Source organism: Microbacterium sp. BH-3-3-3, from assembly GCF_007679045.1.
GTDB lineage: Bacteria > Actinomycetota > Actinomycetes > Actinomycetales > Microbacteriaceae > Microbacterium > Microbacterium algihabitans.
The window spans coordinates 269,833-293,929 of the sequence record NZ_VEFS01000001.1 but is presented as its reverse complement, the minus strand read 5'-3'; the positions used below and the strand labels follow the sequence as shown (position 1 = coordinate 293,929).

Below are 24,097 nucleotides of genomic sequence, written 5' to 3'. Positions count from 1 at the left end.
CCGCAGGACGGGGGGTGGGGTGCGGGGTCGGGACCGTCGTGCGGACCGGGGGTGTGACACGCCGGTCCGGGCGGGGGCTGAGGCGGTGTGTCGGAGGTCGGGTCCGCAGGACGGGGGGTGGGTGCGGGGCGGGGGCGGGACCGTCGTGCGGATCGGGGGTGTGACAGGCCGGTCCGGGCGGGGGCTGAGGCGGTGTGTCGGGGGTCGGGTCCGCAGGACGGGGGGGGCGCCGGACGGGGGCCGGGTCAGGATGCCGGGTGGCCGGGCAGGCGCAGGTGGTCGTCGTCGGCTTCGACGAGGCCGTCGGCGATGAGCGAGTCGATCGCGCGGTCGCGCTGCGCGGCATCCGGCCACTCGGGGATCACCGCGAACACCGGAACCGCCGCGGGCGCCGCCTCGCGCAGGGTCTTGAGCACCGCCCCGCGGGTCTGGCGATCGCTTCCCTCGTACGTGGCCTGCTTTCGTCGTCGGTCTTCGGATGCCGGGTACCCGGCCACCCGCCACGCGCACTGCGCCGCGAGGGGGCACGCCTCGCACTTCGGCGCGCGGGCGGTGCAGACGATCGCGCCGAGTTCCATCGCGGCGGCGTTGACGATCGCGGCCTCGGCTATGTCGGCGGGGAGTTCGGCCTCCATCGCCTCGAGGTCGCGGCGGTGGGGCGGACCCGGCTGCGCGCGGCCGCCGATCGCGCGAGCGAGCACACGTCGGGTGTTCGTGTCGACGACCGGATGCCGATCGCCGTAGGCGAAGACCGCGACGGCCCGCGCGGTGTAGTCGCCGATGCCGGTCAGGGCCAGCAGGGCGTCGACGTCGCGGGGGACCACGCCGTCATGGCGGTCGCGGATCTCGACGGCGGCGCGGTGCAGCCACAGCGCGCGGCGCGGATAGCCGAGGTTCGCCCACTGGGTCACGGCGTCGCCCGGGGGAGAGGCAGCGAGGTCGGCGGGCGTCGGCCAGCGCGTCAGCCACGCCTCGAGGTGCGGAACGACGCGGTTCACCGGCGTCTGCTGCAGCATGAACTCGCTGACGAGCGTGCCCCACGCGCCGAACCCCTCGCGACGCCAGGGGAGGTCGCGGGCCGCGTCGCGATACCACGCGATGAGCGGGGCGGCGAGTCCTGGCATCCGTCCAGCCTACGGTCGCCGGAGGGGGCCGGACTTCGCGCATGAACGCTGTCCGCGCCGATCCCGTTCCTGCGCGACGGGGAGCACTGCGCCCTGGCCGTCGCGGGGCGGCGGGAGGGGTCGAGTGTCGGTGGTCGACCGTAGGCTGGAGGCATGTCGAGTGAGAACCCCGTCGAGACCCTGCAGCGGAACCTGCGCGACCTGATGCGGCAGAACGCCCGCGCGGGCCGCGTCGTCGTGGCGGTCGACGCGCTCGATGCCGACGCCGCCTCGACCTTCGCCGATGCGTTCGCCGCCGCCATCGAGGTCGAGGGCACCGCGGTGTTCCGTGAGAGCCTTGCCGACCACGCGGACGACGTGCGCGACCGCCTCGTCGCGCCGTTCCGGTCGGGCGAGCCGTTCAGCGGGGCGTCGGCCGCGCCGGCCGACGCCGTGCTCGTCGTGTCGGGCCGCTTCCTCCACACCGTCGAGCTGCGCAAGCTCTGGAACTTCTCCGTCTGGCTCGAGAGCAACCCGCCCGTCGGCGCTGCGCGCCCCGAGCTTCCGGATGCCGAGAAGCACTACCTCAGCGAGTCGCGGCCGCGCGTCGCGGCATCCGTCATCGTCGAGAACTCCGACCCCGCGCACCCGGTGCAGGTGTTCGGAGACTTCTGCTGATGGTGCGTCCCGGAATCCTCCTGGTCGACAAGCCCGGAGGGATCACGAGCCATGACGTCGTGTCGCGGGCGCGGCGCGCGCTCGGCACCCGCAAGATCGGGCACGCCGGCACGCTCGACCCGATGGCGACGGGCCTCCTCGTGCTCGGCGTCGAGGGGGCGACGCGCCTTCTGACCTACATCGTCGGCGCCGACAAGACCTACGAGGCGACCATCCTGCTCGGAGTCGCCACCGACAGTGACGACGCCGACGGCGTCGAAACGGCACGGGCGGATGCCGCTGACGTCGTCGCCGTGACCGATGAGGCCATCGCCGCCGGCATCGCCGCCCTCACCGGTGCGATCGAACAGGTGCCCAGCACCGTCTCGGCCATCAAGGTCGCCGGTCGCCGCGCCTACGACCTCGCTCGCGCCGGCGAAGAGGTCGAGCTGAAGGCGCGGAGCGTCACGGTGTCGCGGTTCGAGGTGCGTGAGATGCGCCGCGGTGAGGGCACGATCGAGCTCGACGTGGTCGTCGACTGCACGAGCGGCACGTACATCCGCGCCCTGGCTCGCGACCTCGGGCGCGCGGTGAGGATCGGGGGACACCTGACGGCGCTGCGCCGCACGCGCATCGGGGCGTTCGACGTCTCCGCCGCAGCCTCCGTCGACGACATCGCCGAGGACGCCCTCGTCGAGCCGGCGACCGCCGCGGCCGTCGTCATGGGCGTCCTCGCGGTGGGCGCCGACGACGCACGCGACCTGCGGCACGGCAAGCGCATCGACGGCGGCGGTCGCCTGACCGGAGCCGTCGCCGCCGCGATCGACCCCGACGGGCTCCTGATCGGCGTCGTCGAGAAACGCGGTACGCAGGTGAAGAGCGTCATGAACATGCCCGTGGAGGCCGCCCGATGATCCTGTGGTTCACCCTCGTGCAGGTGGGCATCGCCGTGCTCGCGGGAGTCGTCGCGATGGTCGCCGGACTCCTCGGCCGGCGCCCCGGCGACGTCACCGTGGGCTCGCTCGCGCTCATCGAACTGCTGCTCATCGTGCAGATCGTCGTGGCGATCATCTCGCCGTTCGCGGGCAACCCGCCCTCGGGCAGCCTGCTGGAGTTCTGGACCTACCTGGTGTCGGCCGCGCTCGTGCCCGTCGCGGGAGCCGCGTGGGCGCTCATCGAGCGCAGTCGGTGGAGCACGGTGATCATGGGCGTGGCGGCGCTGGCCGTCGCGGTGATGGTGTGGCGCATGCACGTCATCTGGACGGTGCAGCTCGCCTGAGCGCGGGCGGATCGGTGCGGGCCCGAGCGAACTAGAATCGACAGGTCATGGCATCCACAGCTCCCACCCGTTCCCGGGGGATGACCGGCATCGGCCGTGTCCTCGTCGTCGTCTACGGCATCATGGCCCTCGCCGCCACCGGTCGCTCGTTCGTGCAGATCGTCCGCGAGTTCGACGACGCCCCCGTCGCGTACACGCTGTCGGCCCTCGCCGCGGTCGTGTACATCTTGGCCACCCTCGCGCTGATCTTCTCGGCGCGCCCCGCCTGGTACCGCGTCGCGTGGATCGCGATCTGCTTCGAACTCGTCGGCGTCCTCGTCGTGGGCACCCTGAGCCTCGTCGACCCGGCGCTGTTCCAGCACCCCACGGTGTGGTCGGTCTACGGGTACGGCTACCTCTTCATCCCGCTCGTTCTGCCGTTCCTCGGTCTGTGGTGGCTGATCCGGCACCGACGGACCGCGTCGTGATCGTCTTCCGCGACCCCGCCGAGGTCCCCGCCGGATTCGGGCCGTCGGTCGTGGCGATCGGCAAGTTCGACGGGGTGCACACCGGCCACCGCGCGGTCATCGACCGGGCGCGCGTCGACGCGGCGGGGGGAGCGAAGGTCGTCGCCGTCACCTTCGACCGCAATCCGCTCAGCGTGCTGCGTCCGGAGAGGTGCCCGCCCGATGTGATCGGACCGCACCAGAAGCTCGACCTTCTCGAGCGCGCCGGAGTCGACGCCACGCTGCTGCTCACGTTCGACGAACAGCTGGCATCCATCCCCGCCGAGGACTTCGTCACGCGCGTGCTCGTCGACGCGCTCGAGGCCCGCACGGTGCTCGTAGGACGCGACTTCCGCTTCGGCGCGGGAGGGATGGGCGACCCCGACCTGCTCGTGCGCATGGGTGAAGAGCACGGGTTCCGCGTCGACGTGGTCGACGACGTCCGCGCGGTGCACGCCGACCGACGCGTGTCGTCTACCTGGATCCGCGAAGCGCTGTCCGCGGGCGACGTCACCACTGCCGCCCGCCTGCTCGGACGCGCCCCCTCGGTCTGGGGCGAGGTCGTGCACGGACTCAAACGAGGCCGCGAACTCGGCTACCCCACGGCCAACCTGTCGCCCGAGCTCGAGGGCTTCGTGCCGGCCGACGGCGTCTACGCCGGCTGGCTGGTCGACGTCGACGGCGGCCGCCGCACGAGCTACCCCGCCGCGATCAGCGTCGGCACCAACCCCACGTTCGACGACGTGCACTCCCGCCAGGTCGAGGCGTACGTCATCGACGAGACCGGGCTCGATCTGTACGGCCACCACGTCGAGGTGCGCTTCGTCGAGCGGGTGCGCGGGATGACCGCGTTCGACGGCATCGACGCGCTGCTCGTGCAGATGGCCGACGACGTCGAGCGCTCGCGCGCGATCCTCGCCTGAAGGGCGGAGCGGGCTGGGGCGCGGGCCGGGCCGGGCCAGCGGGCCGGGCTGGGCGGCGGGCCGGGCTGGGGCGCCGGTCGGGCTGGAACGGCTTCGGGGCGCGCAACGTGGCCCCGGGGCGTTGGCCGTGGCCCCGGGGCCATCTGCAACCGACGGTTGCGGCGTGCTCCCGGCACCGCGCGCGAGCCGAGCCGCCCCGAGACCACCGCGCCCGACCGGCCGCGGAACACCCGGCGCCCCGGGTCAGTCCCCGCGCCTCGCGTCAGTCCTGGCGCGACAGATGATTCCGGATGCCGAAGAACGCCGCCGCGCCGCCGAGCACCATCAGCGCGGCGGTGAACACCGCGGCCCGGTGGAAGCCGTCGAGGTCGAGCGATCCGCCCACCACGGCCGAGACCGCGGCAATGGCCAGCAGGCCCGCCACGCGGGAGACGGCGTTGTTGACCGCGGAGGCGATGCCCGACCGTTCGGTCTCGATGGCGCCGAGCACGGCAGCGGTGAGCGGCGAGACGGTGGCCGTCAGGCCCAGGCCGAACACCACGATGCCCGGCAGCACCTGCGTCCAGTAGTCGAAGTCGGCGCGCACGTTCAGCAGGAGCACGGCGCCCATGGCCATCACGAGCGGGCCGAGGGTCATGAACAGGCGCGGGCCGAACCGACCGGCGAGCGCGCCCATGCGGGAGCTGAGCCCGATCATCAACAGAGTGCTGGGCAGCGAGGCGAGCCCCGCGAGGGTGGCCGACAGCCCGGCCCCCTGCTGCAGGTACACGCCGACGACGAAGCCGTTCAGCGACAGCGCGGCGTAGACGAAGACGGTGACGAGGTTGCCCGCCCAGAAGTTGCGCGAGCGGAAGAGGTCGAGGGGCATCATCGGGTCGGGCGTGACGCGCTGGCGCCAGAGGAATCCGGCGAAGGCGAGGGCGCCGATGATCCCCGGAGCCCAGATCACGGGGGATCCCCAGCCGAGGTTCGGCTGCTCGATGAGGGCGAACACGATGCCGCCGAGGCCCACCGCGCACAGGATCGCCCCGATGACGTCGACGCGGGCACCGGGTCGGCGGTGGTCGCGGTGGCCGAGGCGGGCGAGCAGCCACATCGTCACCCCGATCGGCAGCACGTTGACGAGGAAGACGAGGCGCCACGAGAGGGTGTCGACGAAGATCCCGCCGATGAGGGGACCGGCGATCATCGCGACGGTGGTCGCGCCGGTCCAGATGCCGATCGCGCGAGCCTGCGCGGGTCCGCGGAAGGTCGAGGTGATCAGCGCGAGCGAGCTGGGGACGAGCAGCGCCCCCGCGACCCCTTGCAGGGCGCGCGCGACGATGAGGAACTCCGCGGTGGGCGCGGCGGCGATCGCGACCGAGGTCACGGCGAATCCGATGAGACCGATGCGCAGCACCACGACGCGGCCCAACACGTCGCTCAGCGAACCCGCGACGAGGATGAACGCGCCCAGCGTCACGAGGTACGCGTCGACGACCCACTGCTGGGTGGTGAGTCCGCCGCCGAGGTCGCGCGCGATCGCGGGAAGGGCCACGTTGACGACGGTGCCGTCGAGGAACGACACGAAAGACGCCAGTACGGCGATGGCGAGCACGACGCGCTGCTCTCGCGTCATCGTCTCGGCCATGGCCTCAGCGTACGTCCGCCGTCGCCCCCGCGCGCGGGGTGGACAGGCGCGGGGGTGGAGGACGCGGCATCCGGATCCCCGAGATGGAAATACCCCTAGGGGGTATGCTGTTGTGAAGGGCATGACCGGAGGAGCAGCCATGGGCGAGAACACCGATGCCGCGGCGAACGACACCGCCGAGGCCGTGCTCGACATCGAGGGCATGACCTGTGCGAGCTGCGTCGCCCGCGTCGAGAAGCGACTGGGCCGCGTCGAGGGCGTCGACGCGGCCGTGAACCTCGCGACCGAGACCGCGCGCGTGCGCTACCCCGCGTCGCTCGACACCTCGAGACTCGTCGACGCGGTGCGCTCCGCCGGGTACGACGCCACCGTCCGGACGCGGAACGCCCCGCGAGCGGTGACGGCGGCTGCGTCGGCATCCGTGATCCCGGATGCCGCTGACCCGGTGCTCGCACCCGTTCCGGCCCCCGGCGGCCCGATCGACGCCGTCACCGGCCGGGCCTTGGCGCCCGACGCCGAACCGCACCCGGCGCCGGATGCCGCGGTCCCGGCGCACGGTGACGCCCACGACGACACCACCGACCACTCTGGTGGGCACGTGCACGACACCGCCGACGCGCCCGGCTCCACGCCGCTGCGCGTGCGGCTGTGGGTCTCGCTCGCCCTCGCCGTGCCCGTCGTCGCGCTCGGCATGGTGCCCGCGTGGCAATTCCCGGGCTGGCAGTGGGTCTCGCTCGTGCTCGCGACGCCGATCGTGCTGTGGGGCGGGTGGCCGTTCCACCGCGCGACCCTGCGCAACGCCCGCCACGGCGCGGCCACCATGGACACGCTGATCACCCTGGGCACCTTCGCGGCCTACCTGTGGAGCGTGTGGGCGCTGGTGTTCGGCACCGCCGGGGTCATCGGCATCCGCCACGAGGTCATGCTCTTCGGTCCGGTGCACGACGCGACCTCGGTGATCTACTTCGAGGTCGCGGCCGCGGTGACGGTGTTCCTGCTGCTCGGCCGCGTCATCGAGCAGCGCTCGACCCGCCGGGCCGGGGCCGCCCTGCGCTCGCTGCTCGACCTCGGCGCCCGCGAGGCCGAGCTGGCGGACGGTCGGCGCATCGACGTCGACGCGCTCGCCGTGGGCGATGTGTTCGTCGTACGGCCGGGGGCCACGATCGCCACCGACGGCGAAGTGCTCGAGGGGCGCGCCGCGGTCGACGAGAGCATGCTGACGGGCGAGTCGCTGCCCGTCGACGCGGGGCCCGGCTCGAGCGTCACCGGCGGCACGATCGCCTCGGGCGGCCGTCTCGTCGTGCGCGCGACCGGCGTGGGGGAGCAGACCCGCCTCGCCCGCATCGCGCGCCTGGTCGAAGACGCCCAGCTCGGCAAGAGCCGCGTGCAGCGCCTCGCCGACCGCATCTCGGGGGTGTTCGTGCCCGTCGTGATCGTTCTCGCGGTGCTGACCCTCGTCGCGTGGCTGGTCGCAGGCCAACCCGTCGCTGCGGGGTTCACCGCGGCCGTCGCGGTGCTCATCATCGCCTGCCCCTGCGCGCTCGGTCTCGCCACCCCGATCGCGATCCTCGTCGGTACCGGTCGGGGGGCGCAGCTGGGCATCCTCGTCACGGGACCGGCGGCACTCGAGTCGGCCGAACGCATCGACACGATCGTGCTCGACAAGACCGGCACTCTCACGTCGGGGCGCATGAGCGTGGCATCCGTCACCGTCGTCGAGGGGCAGGATGCCGCCGCCGCCCTGCAGCGCGTCGCCGCCCTCGAGCGCGGGTCGGAGCACCCCGTCGCCCACGCGATCGTCGAGGCCGCGGGTGACGGCGAGGTCGCCACCGGCCTTCAGGCCCTGCCCGGCCGCGGGATCACCGGGCTGGTCGACGGCGTGCGCGTCTTCGCCGGGCGGCCGTCGCTCGCCGCCGACCTGGGCGCCGCGCTCCCCTCTGAGCTGGCGGACGCCGTGGCCGCGGGGGAGGAGCGTGGCACCGTGATCGTCGCCGGCTGGGCCGACGCCGACGGCACCGCGACCGCCCGCGCGGTGATCGAGGTCGCCGACACCGTGCGGCCCGAGAGTCGTGCGGCGGTCGACAGCTTGCGCGCGCTCGGACTCGAACCGGTGCTGCTCACCGGCGACAACCCCCGCATCGCCCGCGTGGTCGCCGACGAGCTCGGCATCTCGCGCGTGCGCGCCGGCGTGCTGCCCGAGGGAAAGGTCGACGAGATCGCGGCCCTGCGCGCAGAGGGGCGAACCGTGGCCATGGTCGGCGACGGGGTCAACGACGCCGCCGCCCTGGCATCCGCCGATCTGGGGATCGCCATGGGCGGGGGGACGGATGCCGCGCTGCACGCCAGCGATCTCGCCCTCATGCGCGATGATCCGCGCGGCATCGTCACCGCCGTGTCGCTGAGTCGCCGGACGATGCGGATCATCCGCGGCAACCTGTTCTGGGCCTTCGCCTACAACGTCGCGGCCCTGCCGCTGGCGGCGCTCGGACTGCTGAACCCCATGCTCGCGGGGGCGGCGATGGCGTTCTCGAGCGTGTTCGTCGTGCTCAACAGCCTGCGCCTGCGACGCGCGGCGTGAGAGCGGGGCGCCGTCGCGGGCGCGGGTTAGGGTCGAGGCGATCCCTGGAGGTTGCATGTCCCCCCTCGCCCGCGTCGGAGCCCTCGGCGCCGCAGCAGCCGTCGTCGCCCTCGCCCTGACCGCGTGCGTGCCCGAGGCCGAGACCGGCACCGCGAGCACGTCGACCCCGAGCGCGGATGCCACGACCCCGGCCCCCGTCGCCTCGTCGACCCCCACGCCCACGCCGACGCCGACAGCGACGCCGACGACGGCCCTTCCCGCCTCGTGCGACGACATCTATTCGCCCACGATGCGCTCCACGCTCGAGGCCCAGGTGCCGCCGCTGAACGACCCCGGCATCACCCTGCTGTCGACGGATCAGGCGCCGCTGCTCGAACTGCTCGCCGCGGTGCCGACCCTGCGCTGCACGTGGGGCGCCCCGGGCGACACCGGAATGGCGACCAACGTCTCGGTCATCGACGCCGCGCAGGCGGCGACCGTGACCGGTGCCCTCACCGACGCGGGCTTCGGGTGCGAGAGCTCCGGCGACGCCACGATCTGCCGCATCGACCAGCGCGGGGTCTCGCTCGACGACAAGCCCTACGAGCGCGGTGAGACGCAGGCCGTGTCGCCGTCGACGGGCCTGTGGATCAGCACTTCGTGGATCAACGTCAACCCCGACGGGTACACCGAAGACATTCTCGCCACGCTGACTCGCTGATCGGCTCGCCGAGCGGGTAGAATGGTCGCGACCCCGTCACCGTGTCCGTGTGAGCCGCTTCCGGCTGAAACCCGCGGTCGGGTCGCAGACCCGCCCCTTTTCGTGTGCGTCGTCCGCGACGATCTGCGGGGTCACTGATCCACCGGCCTCGCGCCGGAACGTTCCGGACCCGGTTCCGGACGAACGCTCAGGAGGAGCATGCCGACCACGGCAACCGCCGCCCGTAGCTCGAGCCAGCGGCGCAGGAAGACCACGTCATCCCGACGAGACGACGAAGCCCCCGTCATCCCGATCCTCGCCCGCAAGGTGCGCGAGGTCGAAGCGAAGGCTCAGCGCGGCAAGCTCGGGCCGACCAACCGCGTCAAGTTCCAGGTGATCGCCTTCCTCGTGCGCGAAGAGCGCGCACGCGTCAAGGCCGACCCCGAGATCACCGACGCCGCCCGCGCCGAGCTGCTGAAGCGCCTCGACGGGGTCGCGACGATCCTCGCCAAGACCGCCGCGCGCGACACCTCGCTGATCCAGCTGCTCGAGGTCGACGCGGCCACCTCGCCGGTCGCTCGTCGCATGCGCCGCGACTGGCTGCTGGAATCCGGCGCCGAACTGCCGCCGGACGAGCTGATCATCACCGACAACGCGCCCAAGATCACCCCCGTGGTGCCGGCGGCGCTGGCCGAGAAGCAGGTCATCCCCGCGTCGATCGAGGCGCGTCAGATGGCCAACCCCTTCCTCGCCCCCGACCTCACCCCGCGCACGAGCGGTGACGCGCCGCGCCGCCGCCTCGACGGCTGGGAGCTCATGGGCCCGCTGTACAAGGCGTTCGAGACCGGCGCCGGCGGGTCGGCCGCGAGCATGGAGCTGCCTCCCGTCCCCGAGTTCGACCGGCTCTCGCCGCGCGGGCTCGAGGTCATGCCGCACCAGTCGCGCTTCCTCGAGGCCGTGCGCCTCGGGCACCGCTCGTTCCTGCTCGCCGACGAGCCGGGCCTGGGCAAGACCGCGGAGTCGGTGCTCGCGGCATCCGTCGCCGATGCCTACCCGCTGCTGGTCGTCGTCCCCAACGTGGTCAAGATGAACTGGGCCCGCGAGGTGCAGCGGTGGACGCCGCAGCGCCGGGCGACCGTCATCTCGGGCGGCGGCGCCGACATCGACGCCTTCGCCGACGTCTTCATCGTCAACTACGAGATCCTCGACCGGCACCTGTCGTGGCTGTCGTCGATCGGCCTCAAGGGCGTCGTGGTCGACGAGGCGCACTTCATCAAGAACCTCACCTCGCAGCGCTCGCAGAACGTGCTGGCTCTGGCATCCCGCGTCCGTCAGCAGACCCGCGACCCGCTCATGCTGGCGCTCACGGGCACCCCGCTGATCAACGACGTCGAGGACTTCGACGCGATCTGGCGCTTCCTCGGCTGGACCAACGGCGAGAAGCCCGGTCCCGAGCTCATGGAGAAGCTGGATGCCACGGGCCTGACCCCCGCCGACAAGTCGTTCTACCCCGAGGCGCGTGAGGCCGTCATCTCGATGGGCATCGTGCGGCGCAAGAAGAAGGACGTCGCCGCCGACCTGCCCGACAAGCTGGTCGCCGACCTGCCCGTCGAGCTCGACGACGAATACGGCCGCTCCATCCGCCAGGCCGAGCGCGAGCTCGGTGCCCGCCTCGCAGCGAAGTACCGTCGCATCATCGAGGCGCGCGGAGACCGCGGTCTCGCCCGCGGCGAGATCGACGAGGACATCGTGCGTCTCGTCGCCCACGGCGAGCTCGAGGAGTCCAAGGCCGCCGGCTCCGGCAGCGAGAACGTGTTCACGATGGTGCGCCGCATCGGCCAGGCCAAGGCGCACCTCGCGGCCGACTACGCCGTGCAGCTGCAGCGCTCGGTGGGCAAGGTCGTGTTCTTCGCCAAGCACATCGACGTCATGGACGCCGCCGAGGCGCACTTCAAGGCCTCGGGCCTGAAGGCCGTCTCGGTGCGCGGAGAGCAGACCTCGACCGCGCGCCAGGCCGCGATCGACGCGTTCAACAGCGACCCCGACGTGGGCATCGCCGTCTGTTCGCTCACCGCCGCCGGCGTCGGCCTCAACATGCAGGCCGCGTCGAACGTCGTGCTCGCCGAGCTGTCGTGGACGGCCGCCGAGCAGACGCAGGCGATCGACCGCGTGCACCGCATCGGCCAGGACGAGCCCGTGACCGCGTGGCGCATCATCGCCGCGCACACGATCGACACCAAGATCGCCGAGCTCATCGACTCCAAGGAGGGCCTCGCCCAGCGCGCCCTCGACGGGCTGGCGGTCGAGCCCGGGTCCAGCGACTCGGTGCAGCTGTCGGCGCTCATGCACCTGCTGCGTCAGGCGCTCGGCAAGGCCTGATCCCGTTCGTCACGAACGCCCCGGTCGCTTCGGCGCCGGGGCGTTCGTGCGTTCCGGCCGGGGTGCCGTCGTGCCTCGCGGCCTCGTGGCTCGCGCCGTCGTTGGCTCGGGCCGTCGTGCCTCGGGCCGTCGTGCCTGGTGCCGTCGTGCGGACGTCGGGGACGACCCGCCGGGGCCGGACGCCCGAGGAACGGCGTGTCGCGGGTGGCGTCCGCACGACGGCGGTGGTGCGGCGTGCGCGGGGCGCCGGGGCCACGGCATCCGCCCGCTCTTCTTCGCCGTGTGGCAGCCGTCCCGCCCGCGGCGATAAGGTCGAAGACGGCAACGGCGCCGACCTCCACCCGAACCACAGCACTTGAGGACTCTGCCCATGAAGATCGGCATCCTGACCAGCGGCGGCGACTGCCCCGGGCTCAACGCGGTGATCCGTGGCGTCGTGCTCAAGGGCACGACCAACTACGACATCGAGTTCGTCGGCATCCGCGACGGCTGGCGCGGCGTGGTCGACGGCGACTTCTTCCCCCTCACCCGCCACGAGGTGAAGGGTCTGTCCAAGGTCGGCGGCACCATCCTCGGCACGAGCCGCACCAACCCCTACGAGGGAGCGCGCGGCGGGGCCGAGAACATCTCGAAGACCCTGTACGGTCACCGGATCGACGGCATCCTCGCCATCGGTGGCGAAGGAACCCTGGCCGCGGCCGATCGCCTGTCGAAGGACGGCATCAACGTGCTCGGCGTGCCGAAGACGATCGACAACGACCTGCGGGCGACCGACTACTCGTTCGGGTTCGACACCGCCGTGAACATCGCGACGGATGCCATGGACCGCCTGCGCACCACCGGTGACTCCCACCAGCGCTGCATGGTGGCCGAGGTCATGGGCCGCCACGTCGGCTGGATCGCCCTGCACGCCGGTATCGCCGCGGGTGCGCACGTCATCTGCATCCCCGAGGTGCCGATGTCGATCGAGGAGATCACCGAGCAGGTCACGCGCGCGCACGACCGCGGTCGCGCGCCCCTGGTCGTCGTGTCGGAGGGCTTCAAGCTCAAGGGCATGGACGAGGCGTTCAGCGACAAGGGTCTCGACGCCTTCAACCGCCCGCGCCTGGGCGGTATCGGCGAGCAGCTCGCCCCCGAGATCGAGCGTCTCACCGGCATCGAGACCCGCTCGACCGTGCTCGGTCACATCCAGCGCGGCGGTTCGCCCTCGGGCTTCGACCGCGTGCTCGCGACGCGCCTGGGCCTGCACGCCGCCGACGCGCTGCACGAGGGCGCGTGGGGCCAGATGGTCGCCATGCGCGGCACCGACATCGTGCGCGTGCCCTTCGCCGACGCCCTCGGCGAGCTCAACAGCGTGCCCCTGTACCGCTACGAAGAGGCCGCCGCGCTGTTCGGCTGAGCCTGCTGCGTCGACGCCCCGTCCTGCTGTGTGTGGGGCGGGGCGTCGCGCTGTGTGCGGGGCGGGGCGTCGTGCTGTGTGCGGGGCGGGGCGTCGTGCTGTGTGCGGGGCGGGGCGTCGCGCTGTGTGCGGGGCGGGGCGTCGTGCTGTGTGCGGGGGTGTCGCGCTGTGTGCGGGGCGGGGCGTCGCGCTGTGCGGTGTGGGCGTTCTGCGGGGCGGGGCAGGCGTTGCGCGCGCCGGGGCGTCCTGCCATGCAGGCGGGGCGTTCTGCTGGGTGAAGCTCGGCCTTGCGCGCGCCGGGGCGACCCGCCATGCGGGCGCGGCCTTCTGTGGGGCGGGCCAGGTACCTTGTCCCACTTTGTGTCGGTCCATGTCCCACTTTTGGCTGCCCAGGCGCCCTCCAGGCAGCCAAAATCGGGACATGGTGGCGACCTCGGCGCGACTTGTCGTGGCGGGCGCCCTGTGGATAACTGGGGACGGGGTCGGCGGAGGCGAGAAGCTGAGGGATGCCGCGTCCTCGACCTCTTCCCGGGCAGCTTCCCGAGCATTTCTCCGTCGGCGCCGCCGCTGAGCTGGGAGTGACGCGTGCTCGGCTGCGAGCCGCAGATTTGGCGTCGCCATTCCATGGCATCCGGTCGTCGACGACCGCTCTGCCTTCGTCTTTGATCGAGCAGTGCCTCACATACGCGCCGCGCCTGATGCCCTGGCAGTTCTTCAGTCACGAGACGGCGCTTGCTCTGCGGGGAGTATGCACTCCGGAGTGGCCGTACGTGCCGCGGATCCATGTTTCCGCACACCGGCCGGCGAGGGAGCCGCGGACGCAAGGAGTCATCGGCCACCGTCTGCAAGCGCGCGCACCAGCGTTCTCTGCGGGCCCACTCGACCTGCCGGTCGAGGACCCCGTGCGGGCATGGAGACAATGCGGGCGGCTCTGGCCCCTTGATGACCTGGTCGCTGCGGCCGACGCGCTCCTGGGCGGGCGGCCGCCGATGGCCGACGCAGAGCAGCTGAGGTCTGAGGTCAGTGAGATGGGCGACGTTCGGGGCGGTGTTCTCCGTACGGCGGTCGACCTCGCCCGACCCGGCGTCCGGTCGCCGAGAGAGACACGTCTGCGCCTCCTGCTGGCCCGGAACGGGCTCCCGACGCCCGAGGTCAACGCCGACATCTTCGACTCGAGAGGCGTGTTCGTCGCGGAGATCGACCTCGCCTTTGCCCGATGGATGGTCGCCGTTGAATACGACGGACGCGTCCACGCCGAGGACGAGCGACAGTTCGCGCGGGATGCCGATCGGTGGGCCGCCATCCGGGCGGCGGGATGGGATCACGTGCGCGTGCTGAAACATCACCTTCGAGATGGAGGCGCTCCGGCCGTCGCTCTCGCTCGCGATGCGCTCGTCAGAGCCGGTTGGAGGCCGGGGCTCTCAGCCCATGTGTGTTGATCCATGTCCCGAAAATGGTTGTCTGAGCCGTGCGCAGACAGCCAAAAGTGGGACACGGTCTGCACAAATCGGGACATGGGTTGTCAACGCAAGGCTGATCGCGGCGTGCGTCACTGCGGGGGCGGCACCGAAAGCCCCGCACGCCGAACGCCCCGCCGCGCGAGGCGACGGGGCGTTCGGCGCGGAGGGCGCGGGTCAGTCGGTGAGGCCCAGCACGTCGAGCAGCCATGCCAGCTCGAAGGCGCGCTCGCGCCAGGCGTTGTAGCGACCGCTCACGCCGCCGTGGCCGGCGACCATCTCGCACTTGAGCATCGCGTCGGCGCCGACCTCGCGCAGGCGCGCCACCCACTTGGCGGGCTCGACGTACAGCACGCGGGTGTCGTTGAGCGAGGTGACCGCGAGGATGCGGGGGTACTCGACGCCCTCGCGCACGTTCTCGTACGGCGAGTACGACTTCATGTAGGCGTACACGTCGGCGTCGTGCAGGGGGTCGCCCCACTCGTCCCACTCGATCACCGTGAGCGGGAGCGAGGGGTCGAGGATGGTCGTGAGGGCGTCGACGAACGGCACGTCGGCCAGGATGCCGGCGAACAGCTCGGGCGCGAGGTTGGCGACGGCGCCCATCAGCAGGCCGCCCGCGCTGCCGCCCTCGGCGACGATGCGGTCGGGCGTCGTGTAGCCGGCGTCGACCAGGTGACGCCCCGCGGCGACGAAGTCGGTGAAGGTGTTGCGCTTCGCACGCAGCTTGCCGTCTTCGTACCATTGCCGGCCCATCTCGCCGCCACCGCGCACGTGCGCGACGGCGAAGACGACACCGCGGTCGAGCAGCGACAGGCGGGGGACCGAGAACCCGGGCTCGATCGAGTGCTCGTACGAGCCGTAGCCGTACAGGTGCACGGGCCGGGGGGTGTCGCCCGGTTCGCCGAACGAGCGCTTCCACACCAGCGACACCGGAACCTGCGTGCCGTCGTCGGCGGGCGCCCACACGCGCGCCTGTCCGTAGTCGGCGGGGTCGAAGCCCCCGAGCACGGGCTGGCGCTTGCGCAGCAGCAGCTCGCCGGTCTCGATGACGTAGTCGTACACGGTGCCCGGGGTGACGAACGAACCGTAGCCCAGACGCAGGACCGGGGGAGCGTACTCGGGATTGCCGCCCGTGCCCACGCTGTACAGCGGCTCGTCGAAGGCGATCTCGGTCACGGCGCCGTCGGCGTACGACAGCATGCCCAGGCGGGCGAGGCCGTCGCGGCGGTAGCCGACCACGCCCCAGTCGCGGAAGGTGTCGACGCCCAGCAGCCGGTGGCCGGGGTGGTGCGCGATCACGGTCTCGCGGGCACCCTGGGGGTCGGATGCCGAGACCTTGACGAGCTCGAAGTCGAGCGCCCCGTCGTTGTGCAGGACGTAGAGCACGTCTTCGCCGTCTACCACGGCGTGCGAGGAGGAGTATTCGACGCCCTCGCGCCGCGGCCACACCACCCGGGGCTCGCCCCGGAGGTCGTCGGCGTCGAGGATCCACTCCTCGCTCGTGATCGACGAGCCCATCTCGATCATCAGGTAGCGGTCGCTGCGCGTGAAGTCGGCGCCGACCCAGTACCGGTCGTCGGGCTCGTGGAAGAGCTTCACGTCGGCATCCGTCGCCGTGCCGATCTCATGCAGCCACACGGTGTCGGGGCGCCAGGCGTCGTCGACGGTGGTGTAGACGATGAAGCTGCCGTCGGGCGAGAAGGTTGCGCCCGAGAACGTACCGGGGATCTCGTCGGGCAGGGTCTCGCCCGTCACCAGGTCGCGCACGCGCACGGTGTAGCGCTCGTCGCCGGCGACGTCGATGCCGTACAGCATGCGCGTGCCGTCGTTCGAGATCTCGAAGCTGCCGAGCGAGAAGAACTCGGTGCCCTCAGCCTCGACGTTGCCGTCGAACAGCACCTGCTCGCCCGGGACGGGCCGGTCGGGCGACAGGGTCGGCGGCGTCCAGTCGTCGGGGGAGTCGAGCGGGGCGCGGCACTGGATGCCGTACTGCGCGCCCGCGACGGTGCGGCCGTAGTACCACCAGTCGCCGCGACGAGCGGGGACAGAGAGGTCGGTCTCGAGCGTGCGGCCCTTGATCTCGCCGAAGATGGCGTCGCGCAGCGGCCCCAGGTGCGCGGTGCGCGCGGAGGTGTAGGCGTTCTCGGCCTCGAGGTGCGAGATGACCTCGGCGTCGTCTTTGGCGCGCAACCACTCGTAGGGGTCGTCGAACGTGTCGCCGTGGTGCGTGCGCAGCGCGGGGCGGCGGGCGGCGACGGGAGGCGTGGGCTGCGAGGCGTGATCGGTCACCGTTCCACGGTAGTGCGCCCCTCCGACATCGGTCTCCGACGGCACCGGATGCCGCCGTGTCGGGCGTTTCCGTCGTGGGCCGTCCGCGCGCCGCGGGGGCCGACGCCCCGGGCGGGTGCCCGCCCCCGCCCGCGCGCGTTTGACCGCCGCCCCCACCGATGAAATGATGACGAGGCGACACCGATGAACAGGTGTCGAACTCCAGGTGAACTCTTCGTTCGTCGCGCCGATCCCGTCGGCATCCCTTCTTCCTTCTCACGGAAAGCGAACGGTGGAGAGCGCAGCCCTCATCATCGTGCTGGTCATCGCGCTGGCACTGTTCTTCGATTTCACCAACGGATTCCACGACACCGCGAACGCGATGGCCACGCCCATCGCCACCGGTGCGCTGAAGCCGAAGGTCGCGGTCCTGCTGGCGGCCAGCCTGAACCTGGTCGGGGCGTTCCTGTCGACCGAGGTGGCCAAGACCATCTCGGGCGGCATGATCCGCGAGGACCAGCTCAGTCCCGACATCTTCCCGCCGATCATCTTCGCGGGCCTCATCGGCGCGATCACGTGGAACATGCTCACGTGGCTGCTCGGCCTGCCGTCGAGCTCGTCGCACGCCCTCTTCGGCGGCCTGATCGGTGCGACCCTCGTGGGCGTCGGCGCCTCGGCGATCGACACCGGCGTGGTGCTGAGCAAGGTCATCCTCCCGGCGCTCATCGCGCCGCTCACGGCCGGGATCATCGCGTTCGTCGTCACCAAGATCGCGTACGGCATCACCCGGCGGTACGACATGAAGGCGGACGGTCGGGACGGCTTCCGTTGGGGGCAGATCTTCACCTCGTCGCTGGTCGCCCTGGCGCACGGCACGAACGACGCGCAGAAGACCATGGGCGTCATCACCCTCGCGCTCATCACGGTCGGCTGGCAGTCGTCGGCGAACCCCGACCCGCAGATCTGGGTCGTCTTCGCGTGCGCGATCACCATCGCGCTCGGCACCTACATGGGCGGCTGGCGCATCATCCGCACGCTCGGCAAGGGCCTGACCGACGTCAAGCCGGCGCAGGGCTTCTCGGCCGAGACCTCGACCGCGGCGACGATCCTCGCCTCCAGTGCCCTCGGCTTCGCGCTGTCGACCACGCAGGTGGCATCCGGATCCGTCATCGGATCGGGCCTGGGCCGCCGCGGATCGACCGTGCGGTGGAACACCGTCGGCCGCATCATGATCGGCTGGGTGCTCACGCTCCCCGCCGCCGGTGCCGTCGGTGCCGCCGCTGCGCTGATCGTCGTCTGGCTGGGTGGATGGGGCGTCGCGGTCGACGCGGTGATCGCGGTCGTCATCGTGCTCGGCTTGTTCCTGCGCTCGCGTCGCGACTCGGTCACCTCGGCCAACGCGATGAGCGAGGTCGCCGACTCGGGCGCCGCCGTCAAAGTGCCCCGCAAGCCCGGCCCGACGCGCCGCCAGCGTCGTCTCGAGCGCGACAAGGCCGGAAAGGACGCCTGATGCTGATCAACTGGGAAGCCTTCCTCCAGGTCTTCGTCGCGGCCATCGTGGGCGCCTCGATCGTCGTGACCTTCTACGCGCTGGGTCTGCGTCTGCTCGTGACCGGCGGGCGCCCGCCCCTGGTCTCTCCGGCGGAGTTCACGGATGCCATCACCGTGATCTCCGACAAGCAGAAGCGCCGCGCCGAGAAGGCGGTGGCCAAGGCCGCCAAGAAGAACCCGCTCAGCGACGGCCAGAAGCGGCTGGCGCTCGTGGCCGCCTACGCGTGCTTCGCGGTGTGCGCCGCGGCGGTGCTGGGCGCGCTGCTGCTCATCCTCTTCAACCACTGAGCCGTCGACGCCGCTGCATCGGATGTCGCAGGCCCCTCCTAGGCTGAGCTCATGGCATCCGTGCAGTTCGGTCAGCACGCGCCCGCGGCGCGCGTGATCCTCCACCTCAGCGACACGCATCTGCTCGCCGGCGACCGGCTGCTCGGCGATCGCTACGACACCGCGCGGCACCTGCGGCGCACGCTCGAGGCCGCCGAGGCGACGGGGGTGAGACCGGATGCCGTGGTGTTCACCGGCGATCTGACGGACCTCGGCGAGCCCGAGGCCTATCGGGCGCTGCGCGCGGAGGTCGAGCCGTGGGCGGAACGCCTCGGGGCTCCCGTGGTGTGGGTCGCGGGGAACCACGACGAGCGTCCGGCGCTGCGCGAGGGACTCCTCGACGGGGAGCCGACGCAGGAGCCGGTGACCGGCGTGTGGGACCTCGGGGGGCTCCGCCTCGTCGCGCTCGACTCCACGGTGCCCGGGTGGCACCACGGCGACCTCGACGCCGCCCAGCTGGAGTGGCTGCGCGCCGAGCTGTCGACCCCGGCGCCGCTCGGCACGATCCTGGCGCTGCACCATCCGCCGCTGCCGACGCACATCCCGTTCTTCGACATCCTCGAGCTGCGCGACCAGCCGGGTCTCGCGGCGGCCATCGCGGGCAGCGACGTGCGCGCGATCCTCGCCGGTCACCTGCACTACTCGACGTCGGGCACCTTCGCCGGCGTCCCCGTGAGCGTGGCGGCGGCCTCCTGCTACACGATGGACCTGGCCCGACCGGGCGACGCGGTGAACGGCATGGACGGTGGCAGGTCGTTCCACCTGGTGCACGTGTGGGACGGCACCGTCACCCACGCCGTCGTGCCCGTGGTCGACGACGAGGCCTCCGGTTTCTTCACCCCGGAATGGACGCAGCGCATGGCCGCCCTCAGCCCGCAGGAGCGGCTCGAGGCGTTCTCGCGAAAGAGGTGAGCGTGCAATAGACGCAACGGACGGTGACGATATCGTCACATGCCGCCGTGTCCAGCGAGCCCATCGCACGGGGTCGTTAGGCTCGGACCATCCCTGCTCGCCGTGACACCCACGAGGATTCCCACATGGCTTTGGACGCAATGACGCGCACCCGCACCGAGACCGATTCGCTCGGCTCGCTCGACATCCCCTCCGAGGCGTACTGGGGCATCCACACCGCCCGTGCGCAGGAGAACTTCCCGATCGCGAAGCGACCGATCTCGGTCTACCCCGACCTCGTGCGGGCCCTCGCGATGGTGAAGCAGGCGTCGGCTCGCGCCAACCGCGAGATCGGCGTGCTCGACGAGGCGAAGGCCGACCTCATCGACCGCGCTGCGCAGCGCGTGATCGACGGGGAGTTCCACGACGAGTTCACGGTGGGCGTCATCCAGGGCGGCGCCGGCACGTCGACGAACATGAACGCCAACGAGGTCATCACCAACATCGCCCTCGAGATGGCAGGTCGTGAGAAGGGCGATTACGCCTTCCTGTCGCCCATCGACGACACCAACCGCAGCCAGTCGACCAACGACGTGTACCCGACGGCGATCAAGATCGGCCTCGCGCTGACGCTGCGCAGCCTTCTCGAAGAGCTCGCGCTGCTGCGGCAGGCGTTCCTGAGCAAGTCGGAGGAGTTCCACGACGTGCTCAAGGTCGGGCGCACGCAGTTGCAGGATGCCGTGCCGATGACCCTCGGCCAGGAGTTCCACGGCTTCGCGACCACCCTCGGCGAGGACTACAACCGCCTCACCGAGAATGCGTACCTGCTCTACGAGATCAACATGGGCGCGACCGCCATCGGCACCGGCATCACCGCGCACGCCGGCTACGCCAGTGCCGTGCTGCGCCACCTGCGCGCGATCACCGGCCTCGACCTCGAGACGGCGACCGACCTCGTCGAGTCCACGAGCGACACCGGCGCCTTCATGTCGTTCTCGGCCTCGCTCAAGCGCAACGCCATCAAGCTGTCGAAGATCTGCAACGACCTGCGTCTGCTGTCGTCGGGCCCCCAGGCCGGTCTCGGCGAGATCAACCTGCCCCCGCGTCAGGCCGGGTCGAGCATCATGCCCGGCAAGGTCAACCCGGTGATCCCCGAGGTCGTCAACCAGGTCGCGTTCTCGGTCGTCGGCGCCGACATGACCGTCACCATGGCGGTCGAGGGCGGCCAGCTCCAGCTCAACGCGTTCGAGCCGGTCATCGCGCACTCGATCTTCCAGTCGATCACCTGGATGCGCCAGGCCATGTGGACGCTCCGCGTCAACTGCGTCGACGGCATCACCGCCAACCGCGAGCGTCTGGGCGCGATGGTCGGTTCGTCGGTCGGCGTCGTGACGGCGCTGACGCCGTTCATCGGCTACGCGGCCGCGGCGGCCCTCGCCAAGACCGCGCTGCTGACGCACCGCAACGTCGCCGACCTGGTCGTCGAGGCCGGGCTGATGACCCGCGACGAGGTCATGAAGCAGATCTCGCCCGCGCGCCTGTCGGGCCTGCAGGCCGTGACGGCGGCGATCCCGATCGTCCGTGCGGCCGACAGCGTCGTCGAAGAGGACTGAGCCCGCTCATCGCGAAGGGCCGGGGCGTGATCGTCCCCGCCCTTCGTCGTGCGGCGTCGCCGTCTGCGCGGCGCCGGGGCTCCGGCATCCGGAACAGACCCCGGATGCCGCGTCAGTCGAGGATGCGGCAGTGCGTGGTCAGCTCGCCGATGCCGTCGATCCCGACGGTCACGGTGGAGCGGTCGCGCAGGAAGATCTGCGGATCGCGCGAGTAGCCGGCGCCGCCCGGGCTGCCGGTGGAGATGAGGGTGCCGGGGAGCAGCGTCACCGACTCCGACAGCTTGTTGATGAGCGTGGCGACCGAGCGCACCATCTGGCCGGTGCTGGCGTCCTGCACGGTGTGGCCGTCGACGACGGTCCAGATGTGCAGGTCCTGCGGGTCGGGGATCTCGTCGGCGGTCACGACGAACGGTCCGGTCGGGGTGAAGCCGTCGAACGACTTGCAACGCGACCACTGGGCCTCGGAGAACTGGATGTTGCGCGCGGTCACGTCGTTGACCACGGTGTAGCCCCAGACGTGGTCGAGCGCCTCGGCCTCGGGGATGTCGCGTCCCGGTCGGCCGATGATGACGCCCAGCTCGGCCTCGTAGTCGACGGCCTCGCTGAGCGAGCGGGGCCACGAGGTGGTCTCGCCGTGCGCGGTCAGGGAGTTCGGCCACAGCACGAAGACGGTGGGACCGGCGTCGGTCTTGAGCCCCAGCTCGCCGGAGTGCGCGGCGTAGTTGAGCCCCACGGCGAGGATCGAGGGCGGAGCGAGGACGGCGGAGGCGTACCGGATCCCCTGCAGCGGATGCCGCGGAGCCGACGCTGCGGCGTCCTTCACCCGCGCGAGCAAGTCGTCGCCTCCCGCGATGAGCTGCTCGAGAGTGCTCGGGGCGCCCGCGAAGAAGTCGTCGACGAACGAGAACTCCTCGCCGTGGACGCTGACGAGACGGGGGGCTTCCGCCCCTTCCTGTGAACGGACGTGGGCGAAGCGCATGCCTCCACGCTACCGGGCCTTGCGCGGTGGCGAGGGCCGCAAGCCCCGGATGCCCTGTCGGAGGCCGCCTCTAGGCTGTGCGCATGAGCACCCCCTCGCCGCTGTCGCGTCCCGGGTCGGCGGAGGCTTCGCGCATCTCGACCGCGCCGCAGCCCGCCGTGTCCGCCGCCCCGCCCCGCACGCGACGCGGGGGAGTGGCGCTGTGGATCGTCGCGGTGCTCCTCGTGCCCCTGCTGGCGCTCCTGGTGCGGTACTTCACCGGCTTCCTCGGCACCGCCGCGACCTTCATCGGGTTGATCCTGGCAGCGATCCCGTTCGTGATCGTGTGGTTCGCCGTGCGCTACATCGACCGGTGGGAGCCCGAACCGCGGCGCCTGCTCGTCTTCGCGGTGGCCTGGGGGGCGATCGCCGCCGTCACCATCGCCCTCGGCGTCGACCTCGTGATCACGCTCCTGGTGGGCCGACTGCCCGAGGCGTTCAGCGCCGTCGTGCAGGCTCCGATCGTCGAGGAGGTCGCGAAGGGCCTGGGCGTGCTGCTCATCTTCGCGTTCGCGCGCCGCGCGTTCGACGGACCCGTCGACGGCATCGTCTACGGCGCGCTGATCGGTGCGGGCTTCGCGCTCACCGAGAACGTGCAGTACTTCGCCATCAGCTACCTCGAGGGCGGGCCCGGGCAGGTCGCCACGACGTTCTTCCTGCGCGCGGTGCTCTCGCCGTTCGCGCACGTCATGTTCACCAGCCTGACCGGATTCGCGTTCGGACTCGCCGCGCGCCGCGGGCTGCGCACCGGCGCGGCGCTGGGCTACGGCATCCCGGGTCTGATCGGGGCGATCGTGCTGCACGCCCTGTGGAACGGCTCGGCCACCTTCTTCGACTTCTTCGAGATCTACGCCGCCCTGCAGGTGCCGCTGTTCGTGCTGTTCATCCTGGGCGTCCTGGCGCTGCGCCGGGAGGAGTCGCGACTCACCCGCGCCCGCCTCGGCGAATACGCAGCCGCTGGGTGGTTCACCCCCCAAGAGGTCGACATGCTCGCGACCGGTCCGGGGCGCAGGTCGGCGCTCGCGTGGGCGCGCACGCTGCCGGGCGACCGGTCGCCGGTGATGAAGTCGTTCATCGCGGATGCCACGGCGCTCGCCGCCGCTCGCCAACGGGCGATCTCGGGTCGAGACCCGCACGCGACCGCGGCCGAACGCTATCTTCTCGAGCGCACCACGGCGGCGCGTGCGACCCTGCTCTCGCGCTGACGCCGACCGACGTGGCCGATGTCACCCGCCGGGGGTCTTGACACCGTCCGAGGTCGGGAGCACCATCGTGTCAGGCCAACTCAGCGCCCGGGAGACACGCAGGCATCGCCGCGGCACCGGGCGCTGAGTCTTTGTCCAGGGGCTTCGCCGATCGGTTCGGCGTGCTTGGATGGATGCATGACTGATCGCACCAAGCCGGAGTTCGACGCTCCCAGCGGCCCCGCCCCCTCCGACCTCGTCATCCGCGACATCATCGTCGGCGACGGCGACGAGGCCAAGCCCGGTGACACCGTCACCGTGCACTACGCCGGTGTCGAGTACGAGTCGGGCGAAGAGTTCGACTCGTCGTGGGGCCGTGGCGAGAGCATCCAGTTCCCCCTGCGCGGACTGATCCAGGGCTGGCAGGACGGCATCCCGGGTATGAAGGTCGGCGGACGCCGTGAGCTGGTCATCCCGCCGCACCTCGCCTACGGTCCGGCCGGAGGACACTTCCTCGGCGGCAAGACCCTCATCTTCATCATCGACCTGCTCAAGGTCGGCTGACCTTCCGTTCGTCACCGGACGTTCACGAACCCGAGGGGGCTGCGGCCTTCTCGGGTTCGTCATTTTCCACGATCGTGGAATACATTCGTGTGAATGGGAGTTGGCCCTC

Annotated in this window: 20 protein-coding genes; 16 read left to right on the top strand and 4 right to left on the bottom strand. The window is 71.5% G+C overall.

The window, feature by feature from the left end; genetic code table 11:
- Positions 1-245: 245 nt before the first annotated feature.
- On the bottom strand, positions 246-1,124 hold the full coding sequence (locus FS769_RS01450) for an A/G-specific adenine glycosylase (RefSeq protein ID WP_144828441.1): 879 nt from the start codon (positions 1,122-1,124) through the stop codon (positions 246-248).
- A gap of 153 nt (positions 1,125-1,277) precedes the next feature.
- Here FS769_RS01450 and FS769_RS01445 point away from each other — a divergent pair, with 153 nt between their 5' ends.
- The 5 genes from FS769_RS01445 to FS769_RS01425 are packed head-to-tail and all read left to right on the top strand — an operon-like array spanning position 1,278 to position 4,447.
- Entirely contained in the window at positions 1,278-1,781 is a 504-nt protein-coding gene (locus tag FS769_RS01445; protein ID WP_144828438.1) for a hypothetical protein, read from the top strand.
- A complete protein-coding gene (gene truB / locus FS769_RS01440) occupies positions 1,781-2,674 on the top strand; it encodes a tRNA pseudouridine(55) synthase TruB (RefSeq protein ID WP_144828435.1) in 894 nt (297 codons plus the stop codon). The genes FS769_RS01445 and truB overlap by 1 nt, the downstream gene beginning before the upstream one ends.
- Positions 2,671-3,039, top strand: coding sequence for a hypothetical protein (locus FS769_RS01435; protein WP_144828434.1), 369 nt, complete (start codon positions 2,671-2,673; stop codon positions 3,037-3,039). Before truB ends, FS769_RS01435 begins: the two co-directional genes overlap by 4 nt.
- Before the next feature lie 47 nt (positions 3,040-3,086).
- On the top strand, positions 3,087-3,506 hold the full coding sequence (locus FS769_RS01430) for a hypothetical protein (RefSeq protein WP_144828431.1): 420 nt from the start codon (positions 3,087-3,089) through the stop codon (positions 3,504-3,506).
- Positions 3,503-4,447 (top strand): bifunctional riboflavin kinase/FAD synthetase, encoded by a 945-nt coding sequence (locus FS769_RS01425; protein ID WP_144828428.1) that lies wholly within the window; start codon positions 3,503-3,505, stop codon positions 4,445-4,447. The genes FS769_RS01430 and FS769_RS01425 overlap by 4 nt, the downstream gene beginning before the upstream one ends.
- A gap of 262 nt (positions 4,448-4,709) precedes the next feature.
- On the opposite strand, the gene FS769_RS01420 is transcribed toward FS769_RS01425, so the two are convergent.
- Positions 4,710-6,077, bottom strand: coding sequence for an MFS transporter (locus tag FS769_RS01420; protein WP_144828425.1), 1,368 nt, complete (start codon positions 6,075-6,077; stop codon positions 4,710-4,712).
- A 139-nt stretch (positions 6,078-6,216) separates the two neighbouring features.
- Here FS769_RS01420 and FS769_RS01415 point away from each other — a divergent pair, with 139 nt between their 5' ends.
- From FS769_RS01415 to FS769_RS01395, 5 genes are all read left to right on the top strand, one after another.
- The gene (locus FS769_RS01415; protein ID WP_144828422.1) at positions 6,217-8,655 is read left to right on the top strand and encodes a cation-translocating P-type ATPase; all 2,439 of its coding nucleotides are present in this window, start codon (positions 6,217-6,219) and stop codon (positions 8,653-8,655) included.
- A 55-nt stretch (positions 8,656-8,710) separates the two neighbouring features.
- Positions 8,711-9,355 (top strand): hypothetical protein, encoded by a 645-nt coding sequence (locus FS769_RS16710; RefSeq protein WP_186325377.1) that lies wholly within the window; start codon positions 8,711-8,713, stop codon positions 9,353-9,355.
- Between the two features lie 198 nt (positions 9,356-9,553).
- Positions 9,554-11,713 carry a DEAD/DEAH box helicase gene (locus FS769_RS01405; protein ID WP_144828420.1) on the top strand — a complete coding sequence of 720 codons (2,160 nt, stop codon included), beginning with the start codon at positions 9,554-9,556 and terminating at the stop codon, positions 11,711-11,713.
- A gap of 370 nt (positions 11,714-12,083) precedes the next feature.
- Positions 12,084-13,112: a 6-phosphofructokinase gene (locus FS769_RS01400; RefSeq protein WP_144828417.1), complete on the top strand. Its 1,029-nt coding sequence runs from the start codon at positions 12,084-12,086 to the stop codon at positions 13,110-13,112.
- 989 nt (positions 13,113-14,101) lie between these two features.
- Complete coding sequence (locus FS769_RS01395; protein ID WP_144828414.1) at positions 14,102-14,551, top strand: hypothetical protein; 450 nt, start codon at positions 14,102-14,104, stop codon at positions 14,549-14,551.
- 195 nt (positions 14,552-14,746) lie between these two features.
- Here FS769_RS01395 and FS769_RS01390 read toward each other — a convergent pair whose 3' ends face one another.
- A complete protein-coding gene (locus FS769_RS01390; protein ID WP_144828411.1) occupies positions 14,747-16,861 on the bottom strand; it encodes a S9 family peptidase in 2,115 nt (704 codons plus the stop codon).
- A 271-nt stretch (positions 16,862-17,132) separates the two neighbouring features.
- Between FS769_RS01390 and FS769_RS01385 the strand changes: the two genes are divergently transcribed.
- From FS769_RS01385 to FS769_RS01370, 4 genes are all read left to right on the top strand, one after another.
- On the top strand, positions 17,133-18,350 hold the full coding sequence (locus FS769_RS01385) for an inorganic phosphate transporter (protein ID WP_144828408.1): 1,218 nt from the start codon (positions 17,133-17,135) through the stop codon (positions 18,348-18,350).
- Positions 18,350-18,679, top strand: coding sequence for a peptidase (locus tag FS769_RS01380; RefSeq protein WP_144828406.1), 330 nt, complete (start codon positions 18,350-18,352; stop codon positions 18,677-18,679). The genes FS769_RS01385 and FS769_RS01380 overlap by 1 nt, the downstream gene beginning before the upstream one ends.
- Positions 18,680-18,730: 51 nt before the next feature.
- A complete protein-coding gene (locus FS769_RS01375; protein ID WP_144828403.1) occupies positions 18,731-19,630 on the top strand; it encodes a phosphodiesterase in 900 nt (299 codons plus the stop codon).
- Positions 19,631-19,755: 125 nt separating this feature from the next.
- Positions 19,756-21,222 carry an aspartate ammonia-lyase gene (locus FS769_RS01370; protein WP_144828400.1) on the top strand — a complete coding sequence of 489 codons (1,467 nt, stop codon included), beginning with the start codon at positions 19,756-19,758 and terminating at the stop codon, positions 21,220-21,222.
- Between the two features lie 112 nt (positions 21,223-21,334).
- Here the strand turns inward: FS769_RS01370 and FS769_RS01365 are convergent, their stop codons facing one another.
- The gene (locus tag FS769_RS01365) at positions 21,335-22,201 is read right to left on the bottom strand and encodes a fumarylacetoacetate hydrolase family protein (RefSeq protein ID WP_144828397.1); all 867 of its coding nucleotides are present in this window, start codon (positions 22,199-22,201) and stop codon (positions 21,335-21,337) included.
- 83 nt (positions 22,202-22,284) lie between these two features.
- On the opposite strand from FS769_RS01365, the gene FS769_RS01360 reads away from it, so the two are divergent.
- Together FS769_RS01360 and FS769_RS01355 are read left to right on the top strand one after the other, a co-directional pair.
- Positions 22,285-23,445: a PrsW family intramembrane metalloprotease gene (locus FS769_RS01360; RefSeq protein WP_144828395.1), complete on the top strand. Its 1,161-nt coding sequence runs from the start codon at positions 22,285-22,287 to the stop codon at positions 23,443-23,445.
- 177 nt (positions 23,446-23,622) lie between these two features.
- On the top strand, positions 23,623-23,988 hold the full coding sequence (locus FS769_RS01355; protein ID WP_013583439.1) for an FKBP-type peptidyl-prolyl cis-trans isomerase: 366 nt from the start codon (positions 23,623-23,625) through the stop codon (positions 23,986-23,988).
- Positions 23,989-24,097 lie beyond the last annotated feature (109 nt).